The sequence below is a fragment of the Actinomadura fibrosa genome, assembly GCF_900659615.1.
In the GTDB taxonomy this organism is placed as follows: domain Bacteria; phylum Actinomycetota; class Actinomycetes; order Streptosporangiales; family Streptosporangiaceae; genus Spirillospora; species Spirillospora fibrosa.
Map to the genome: position 1 here is coordinate 1 of NZ_CAACUY010000345.1, position 7,715 is coordinate 7,715.

Consider the following 7,715-nt stretch of genomic DNA (forward strand, 5'->3'; position numbering starts at 1 on the left):
ATCGCGATCTTCGGTCCGTTCTTCACGCAGAACCCGCTGACCTACCACCAGAACCTGATCGACCCCACCTACAACCGGCCGAAGACCGGGTTCTGGCACTCGGGCATCAGCGGCGACCACTGGCTCGGCGTCGAGCCCGGGACGGGCCGGGACGTGTTCGCCCGGATCGTCTACGGCGCCCGCGTCTCGCTCGGGGTCGCGCTCGGCGCCACCGCGCTGGAGCTGCTGGTCGGCGTCGCGCTGGGCCTCGGCGCCGGCTTCGGCGGGCGCCGGGCCGACGCCGTGCTCAGCCGGCTGACCGACCTGTCGCTGGCCCTGCCGTCGTTCCTGCTCGCGCTGGCGCTGATGGCGATCGTGCCGCAGTCGATGCCCCGCCCGCTCCTGCTCGCCTGCGTCATCGTGGCCCTGAACTGGGGCAACGTCGCCCGGCTCACCCGCAACCAGACGCTGTCGCTGCGGAGCCGGGAGTACGTCGACGCGGCGCGGCTGAGCGGCGCGCGGCCCGCCCGGATCGCCGTCCGCGAGATCCTGCCGGGGCTGGCCGCGCCGCTGCTCGTCCTCGGCGCGCTGAAGGTGCCGCTCAACATGGTGATCGAGGCCGGGCTGTCGTTCCTCGGCGCGGGCGTGCGGCCGCCCACGCCGTCCTGGGGGCAGATGCTCTCCTCGGCGACGACCTGGTTCCGCGCGGACCCCGCCTACGTGGCGGTCCCGGGCCTGCTGCTGTTCACGACGCTGCTGGCCTTCGCCGTGCTCGCCGACGGCGTGCGCAAGGCCGTCGACCCCCGCTGGAGCGACCGGTCATGACGTGGTACCTGGTGCGCCGGCTCGGCGCCGCGGTGGTGGTGCTGGTGGCGCTGTCCGCGATCGTCTACGCGCTGTTCTACCTGGCGCCGGGCGACCCGGCGGTGCTCGCGTGCGGGAAGGGCTGCGGCGGCGAGCGGCTCGCCGCGACCCAGCAGAAGCTCGGCCTGGACGATCCCGTGCCCGTCCAGTACTGGCACTTCCTCGAAGGCATCGTCGCCGGGCGCGACTACTCGGCCGGGCCGGACGTCGACCACTGCGCCGCGCCCTGCCTCGGCTACTCCTTCCAGACCGACCAGCCGGTGACGGCGCTGCTGCTGGACCGGCTGCCCGTCTCGGCGTCCCTCGCCATCGGCTCGGAGATCCTGGCGCTGCTGCTCGGCACCTCGGCCGGGCTGCTGTCGGCGCTGCGGCGGGGACGGCTCACCGAGCGGGTGATGACGGGGGTGACGCTGCTCGGCTTCTCCACGCCGGTGTTCCTGATCGGCCTGGTGCTCCTGATGGTCTTCTGCGCGTCGCTCCGGTGGCTGCCGTTCCCGGTCTACGTGCCGCTCACCGAGGACCCGGTGCAGTGGGCGCGCAACCTCCTCCTCCCGTGGATCTCGCTGGCGCTGATCCAGGCCGCCGTGTACGCCCGCATCAGCCGCGTCGGGACGCTGGAGACCCTGCTGGAGGACCACATCCGCACGTTCCGCGCCTACGGGCTCCGGGAGCGGCAGGTGATCCGCCGGCACGCGCTGCGCGGCGCGCTGACCCCGCTCATCACGCTGACCGCCGTGGAGGTCGCGCAGATCATGACGGCCGCCGTGCTCACCGAGACGATGTTCGGGCTGCCCGGCATCGGCAAGCTCACCGTCGAGGCGGTGAACTCCGTCGACCTCCCCGTCGTGGTCGGGGTCACCGTCCTCGCGGGGATCGTCGTGGTGGTCGCCAACACCGTGGCCGACCTGCTGCACGCGGCCGTCGACCCGCGGGTGAGGATCACGTGAGCCCCGTGCTGAGGGTCCGCGACCTGCGCGCGCGGTACGGCGGGGCCGAGGCCGTCCGGGGCGTGTCGTTCGACCTCGAACCGGGGCGGGCGCTCGGCGTCGTGGGCGAGTCCGGCTCGGGCAAGACCACGCTCGCCCTGTCGCTGCTCCGGCTGGCCGAGGGCGCCGAGGTCACCGGCGAGATCACCGTGGCCGGGACGGACGTGCTCGCGGCGTCCGAGCCGGAGCTGCGGCGGCTGCGCGGCGGCCGGATCGCCATGGTCTTCCAGGATCCGCTGTCGTCCCTCGACCCGTACCTGCGGGTCGGCGACCAGATCGCGGAGGTGTACCGGGCGCACACCGGCGCGTCCCGGAAGGCCGCCGCCGCGAAGGCGGTGGAGGTGCTCGACCGGGTCGGCGTGCCGGACGCGCCGCGCCGCGCCCGCGCCCACCCGCACGAGCTCTCCGGCGGGATGCGCCAGCGGGCCCTGATCGCGATGGCCCTGGCGCTCGAACCGCGGGTCCTCGTCGCCGACGAGCCGACCACGGCGCTGGACGTGACCGTCCAGGCGCAGATCCTCGACCTGCTCGCCGACCTCCGCGCCGCCACGGGGATGGCGCTGCTGCTGGTCAGCCACGACGTCGGCGTGGTCGCCGGGAGCACCGACGAGGTCCTCGTCATGCACGAGGGGAGGGCCGTCGAGCACGGGCCGGTCCGGACCGTCCTGCGGGAGCCGCGGGACGCCTACACCCGCGGCCTGCTGGCGGCCGTCCCGAGGCTGGACGCGTCGCGGGCCCGGTCCGGGCGGGCGCCGTCCGGGCGGGCAGCGTCCGGCCCGGCAGCGGCCGACCCGGCGGAGCCGCTGCTGCGGGTCCGGGACCTGCGCCGGGAGTTCGCGTCCGGGCCGCGACCGCGCCGCCGCGCCGTCCGGGCCGTGGACGGCGTCACCTTCGACGTCCGGAGCGGCGAGACCCTCGGGATCGTGGGGGAGAGCGGCAGCGGCAAGACCACGCTGGCGCGGCTGCTGGTCCGGCTGCTCGAACCGACGTCCGGCACCGTCGCGTTCGCCGGCCGCGCGCTGTCGGGGCTGCCGGAGCGGCGGCTGCGCCCGGTCCGCCGCGACCTCCAGATGGTCTTCCAGGATCCGGGCGCGTCGCTGAACCCGCGCCGCACCGCCGGCGACGCCATCGCCGAGCCGCTGCGCGTCCAGGGCGAGCGGGACCCCGAGCGGACGGCCCGCACCCTGATGGAGCGGGTCGGCCTCGACCCCGCCCGCTACGGCGACCACCCGCACGCGTTCTCCGGCGGGCAGCGGCAGCGGATCGGCATCGCCCGCGCGCTGGCCCTGCGGCCCCGCCTGCTCGTCTGCGACGAGCCCGTCACGTCCCTGGACGTGTCCACGCAGGCGCAGGTCCTGGACCTGCTCGCCGAGCTCCAGGACGAGCTCGGCCTCACGATGGTGTTCGTCTCCCACGACCTCGCCGTCGTGCGGCAGGTCAGCGACCGCGTCGCGGTGATGCGCGACGGCCGGATCGTGGAGCTCGCGGACGCCGACGCGGTCTTCGCGGCGCCGCGGCACCCGTACACCAGGGAGCTGCTGAGCTCGGTGCCCGCGCTGGACCCGGGCGGCCTCACCGCGGACGGGAGGTGAGGCCGCCCGGGCGGCGCCTGCCGGTCAGTGCTGCCGGTCAGTGCTGCCGGGGGCGGCCGTTGCGGGCCTGGCGCTGCCCGGCCGGGCGGGTGCCGACCAGGCCGCCGGAGTCGTCGCGCGGCGCGAGCCAGTCGCCGAACGGCTTGCCGGTGACCCGCTCCAGCAGCCGGACGTCCGCCTCGAAGTAGGGGATGAGGGCCTGCCGCTGCTCCCAGGTGAGGGGGCGGCGCGGGCGGCCGTCCCGCTGGAGGACGCGCTCCAGCGGCGCCGTCGCGCGCACGGCCAGGTCGCCCGGGAGGAGCGCGCCCGCCGCCACGCCGGCGCGCAGCGTCCGCGCGAGGATCCGGTGGCGGATCGTGTGGTCCGGGTGCGCCGTCACGTTCTCCCGCGGCACCTCGGTGACGATCCCTTCCTCGACGCCGAGGAAGGCGCAGATGCGGTCCAGGGTCCGTCCCGGGTCCTCCAGCAGCTCCCGGTAGCGCAGGACGAGCACCTGCTCCCGGGGGAACAGGGTGAAGAGGTGGTCGAGCTGCTCGCCGTAGCGGCCGAGCCGGACGTAGTGCCAGAAGGCGGCCCATCCCGCCTCGATCCGGCGCTCCTCCTCCGCGCAGGCGCGCACGACGTCGTCGATCGGCTCCAGCCCGGCCGACCAGAGGTGCGTCCAGTTGGAGTGGGCGCGTTCCACCGGGTCGCGCAGGATGGCGATGAGCCGCGCGTCGGGTATGAGCTCCCGGATGCGGCGCTGCGCGTCGCGGTCGTAGAGGTAGAACGGCGTCGACTCGCCGCGGAGCGTCCCGGGCGGGGCGTCGTCGAACAGGGCCTCGTAGTCGGCGCGGCGCCAGACGTGCTCGCGGTAGGTCTGCGCGTCGCCCGGCCCGCCGCGGGCCGGGGGCGGGCCGTCGGTGAGGAAGAACTTCGGCTCCTTCACCGGGGACATGTACAGGGCGGGGTGCCGGGCGAGGGCCGCGTGCAGCGCGGTGGTCCCGGCCTTGGGGGCACCGCTCACCAGGAAGTTCGGTAGTGCCATCCGTTTCCTCCCAGGCCGCTACGGTCTTTCGGTCACATTACCTATCTGGTTTGTGGGCAAACCACCCGGGCCCGGCGCCACGCCACGCCGGGCCCGGAGCCCTGGATCCTCCGATCAGGCCGCCGACTCGGCCGGGGTGTAGTGGGACGCGTCGTCGCCCTCGACGCGGTAGCTGCGCCGGCCGTCCACGCCCACCGGGACGTCTCCGGCGACGGTGACCCGGTGCAGGCGGCGGGGGAGGTCGCCGTAGTCGTCCACGGCGTAGTGCTGGGTGATGCGGTTGTCGAACAGCACGAGGTCGCCGGGCGCCCAGGACCAGCGGAACACGTTCTCCGGGCGGGTGACGTAGGCCTGGAAGATGTCCAGGACGGCGCGGCTCTCCCGGTTCGACAGCCCGACCACGCTCTGCGCGAACCCGCCGATGAACAGGTTCCGCTCGCCCGACTCGGGGTGGACCCGCACCACGGGGTGCGCGGTCTTCCACGTCCGCGACACGAAGGCCTTGCGGTAGTGGGCGACCTTCTCGGGGTCGGCCCCCGAGTCCTTGGGCTGGACGTAGTCGTAGTCGTTGGTGTGGACGGCCCAGAGCGTGTCGGCGAAGGCGCGCAGCTCGTCCGGCAGGTCCCGGTAGGCGGCCGCGGTGTTGGCGATCAGCGTGTTGCCGCCGTAGGGCGGGACGACCAGGCTGCGCAGCGTGCTGAGCTTCGGCGGCGACTGGACGAACGTGACGTCGGTGTGCCACTGGTTCGCCCGGCCCTCCTCGCCGTCCACGGGCAGGATCTGCGGCGCGCCCTCGACCGACGGCACCGTCGGGTGCGCGCCGGTGAGGGGCCCGAAGCGGCCGGCGAAGGCGAGCTGGTCGGCGTCGGTCAGCTCCTGGCCGCGGAAGCCAAGGACCTTGTGCTCCAGCAGGGCGGCGGAGATCTCGGCGAAGACCTCGTCGGACAGGTCGCGCAGGTCGACGCCGACGACCTCGGCCCCGATGCGGCCACCGACCTTGCGGACATCGAACTCGGACACGGGCATACCTCTTTCCACGGGGGACGGACTCCGCGGCGCGCGCGGCGGGGGCGGCCGGAGCGGCGTGGTACCGCTCCGGCCGCAGCGAATCACGAGGCCGGGAGCAAAGTCAACTATCCCTATCAAGTGACTTGGAAATATTTCCTACTAAACCTGTTGACTTAATGGGGAACTCTGGGACATGCTCCTCGGCGTGAACCCCAGCACCTCATGGACCAGACGCCCGATCGCCACGCCCAGCGCACGGCGGACGGTGCGGCGGTGCGCCGCGGCCCTCGCAGGCGTGGCGCTCGCCGGCACCGCCGCGGCCGGGTGCGGCAGCGCGGCGGGCGGCTCAGGACGGACCACCACCCTCCGCTACCAGGGCTCCGCGGGCCAGGTCACGCCGCCGGAGCTCGCCCAGGACCTCGGCTACCTCGGCGAGGTCAAGCTCAAGTGGGTCGGCAACACCATCAGCGGCCCGCAGGACATCCAGTCCGCCGCCACCGGCCAGACCGACTTCGGCGGCGCGTTCAACGGCGCCGTGATCAAGCTCCAGGCGGCCGGCGCGCCGCTGACCTCGGTCATCGGCTACTACGGCAGCGACAAGGACTCCTACAACGGCTTCTACGTCCCGAAGGACAGCCCGATCAAGGGCCCGCGCGACCTCATCGGCAAGAAGATCGGGATGAACACGCTCGGCGCCCACTCCGAGGCGGTCCTCGACATCTACCTCCAGCGCGGCGGGCTGTCCCCGGCGGAGGTCAAGAAGGCCGAGCCGCTCGTCGTGCCCCCGGTCAACACCGAGCAGTCGCTGCGGCAGGGGCAGATCGACGTCGGCGTGCTCGGCGGGATCTTCCGCGAGAAGGCCGAGGCCGCCGGCGGGGTCCGCAAGGTGTTCAGCGACTACGACCTCCTCGGCGCCTTCACCGGCGGCACCTACGTGTTCCGCGACGACTTCGTCAAGCGCAACCCGGACACCGTGAAGGCGTTCACCGCCGGGGTGGCCAAGGCCATCGAGTGGGCGCGGACGACGCCGCGCGACCAGGTCATCGCCCGCTTCACCAAGATCGTCCAGGCGCGGGGCCGGAACGAGAGCCCCGACGCCCTGAAGTACTTCAAGTCCTACGGCGTCGCGGGCCGGGGCGGCGTCATCGCCGAGAAGGAGTTCACCACCTGGATCACCTGGCTGGAGCAGCAGGGCCAGATCCCGAAGGGCAAGGTCAAGGTCGGCGACCTCTACACCAACAGGTTCAATCCGTACGCGGGCGACGGGAGCCGCGGATGACCACGAAGATCGAGATTTCGGGGGTCGGCAAGACCTTCCCGGTCCGCGGCGGCGGTGCGTTCACCGCGCTGCGCGACACCACGCTCGACATCGCCGAGGGCGAGTTCCTCGTCGTCGTCGGCCCGAGCGGCTGCGGCAAGTCGACGCTCCTCGACCTGCTCGGCGGGCTCACCCGGCCGACCACGGGCCGCATCCTGCTGGACGGCGCCGAGATCACCGGCCCGGCACTCGACCGGGGCGTCGTCTTCCAGCAGTACGCGCTGCTGCCGTGGCGCTCGGCGCTGCGCAACGTCGAGTTCGGCCTGGAGGCCAAGGGCCTCGGGCGGCGCGAGCGCGCCGAGACCGCCCGGCACTACCTCGACCTCGTCGGGCTGTCCGGGTTCGAGGACCGCTACCCCCACGAGCTGTCCGGCGGCATGAAGCAGCGCGTCGCGATCGCGCGCAGCCTCGCCTACGACCCCGGCGTCCTGCTCATGGACGAGCCGTTCGCCGCCCTCGACGCCCAGACCCGCGACTCCCTCCAGGACGAGCTGCTGCGGATCTGGGAGCGCACCGGCAAGACCGTCGTGTTCATCACCCACGGCATCGACGAGGCCGTCTACCTGGGCGGGCGCGTCGCGGTCCTCACCTCCCGGCCGGGCCGGGTCAAGGAGGTCGTCGACATCGACCTCGGCCCGCGCCACGAGACCGAGGACCTGCGCTCCAGCCCCGAGTTCGCCGAGCACCGGCACCGGGTCTGGTCGCTGCTGCGCGACGAGGTCCGGGCCGCGCGGCGGCTGGACGTCCCGCGGCCGCGGAGGGAGGCGGTCGGCCTTGGCTAGCACCGTCGAAGCGCCCGCCGCCGGACCGGGCACGGCCGGGCCGGACACGGCCGAGCCGGACACGACCGGACCGGCCCCGGCCCGCAGGCGGCCGGCCGCGCGCGATGAGGAACGCGCCGCCTCCCGGGTCCACGTCGAGGAGTCGCGCGTGGACGGCCG

At 73.8% G+C, this 7,715-nt stretch carries 7 protein-coding genes; 5 read left to right on the top strand and 2 right to left on the bottom strand.

From position 1 onward, the window contains the following. From E1300_RS45525 to E1300_RS45535, 3 genes are all read left to right on the top strand, one after another. The coding region (locus E1300_RS45525; protein ID WP_131763489.1) for an ABC transporter permease at positions 1-804 on the top strand (804 nt) is incomplete at its 5' end. Then, on the top strand, positions 801-1,790 hold the full coding sequence (locus tag E1300_RS45530) for an ABC transporter permease (RefSeq protein WP_131763490.1): 990 nt from the start codon (positions 801-803) through the stop codon (positions 1,788-1,790). The genes E1300_RS45525 and E1300_RS45530, both read left to right, overlap by 4 nt. After that, positions 1,787-3,421, top strand: a complete 1,635-nt coding sequence (locus tag E1300_RS45535) for a dipeptide ABC transporter ATP-binding protein (protein ID WP_131763491.1) — start codon at positions 1,787-1,789, stop codon at positions 3,419-3,421. Before E1300_RS45530 ends, E1300_RS45535 begins: the two co-directional genes overlap by 4 nt. A gap of 37 nt (positions 3,422-3,458) precedes the next feature. On the opposite strand, the gene E1300_RS45540 is transcribed toward E1300_RS45535, so the two are convergent. Next, positions 3,459-4,448, bottom strand: a complete 990-nt coding sequence (locus E1300_RS45540) for a sulfotransferase family protein (RefSeq protein WP_131763492.1) — start codon at positions 4,446-4,448, stop codon at positions 3,459-3,461. A 114-nt stretch (positions 4,449-4,562) separates the two neighbouring features. Continuing rightward, a complete protein-coding gene (locus E1300_RS45545) occupies positions 4,563-5,474 on the bottom strand; it encodes a TauD/TfdA dioxygenase family protein (protein WP_131763493.1) in 912 nt (303 codons plus the stop codon). Positions 5,475-5,661: 187 nt separating this feature from the next. Between E1300_RS45545 and E1300_RS45550 the strand changes: the two genes are divergently transcribed. Together E1300_RS45550 and E1300_RS45555 are read left to right on the top strand one after the other, a co-directional pair. Further along, positions 5,662-6,735 carry an ABC transporter substrate-binding protein gene (locus E1300_RS45550; protein WP_242619815.1) on the top strand — a complete coding sequence of 358 codons (1,074 nt, stop codon included), beginning with the start codon at positions 5,662-5,664 and terminating at the stop codon, positions 6,733-6,735. Beyond that, positions 6,732-7,556, top strand: coding sequence for an ABC transporter ATP-binding protein (locus E1300_RS45555; RefSeq protein ID WP_131763495.1), 825 nt, complete (start codon positions 6,732-6,734; stop codon positions 7,554-7,556). Before E1300_RS45550 ends, E1300_RS45555 begins: the two co-directional genes overlap by 4 nt. Positions 7,557-7,715 lie beyond the last annotated feature (159 nt).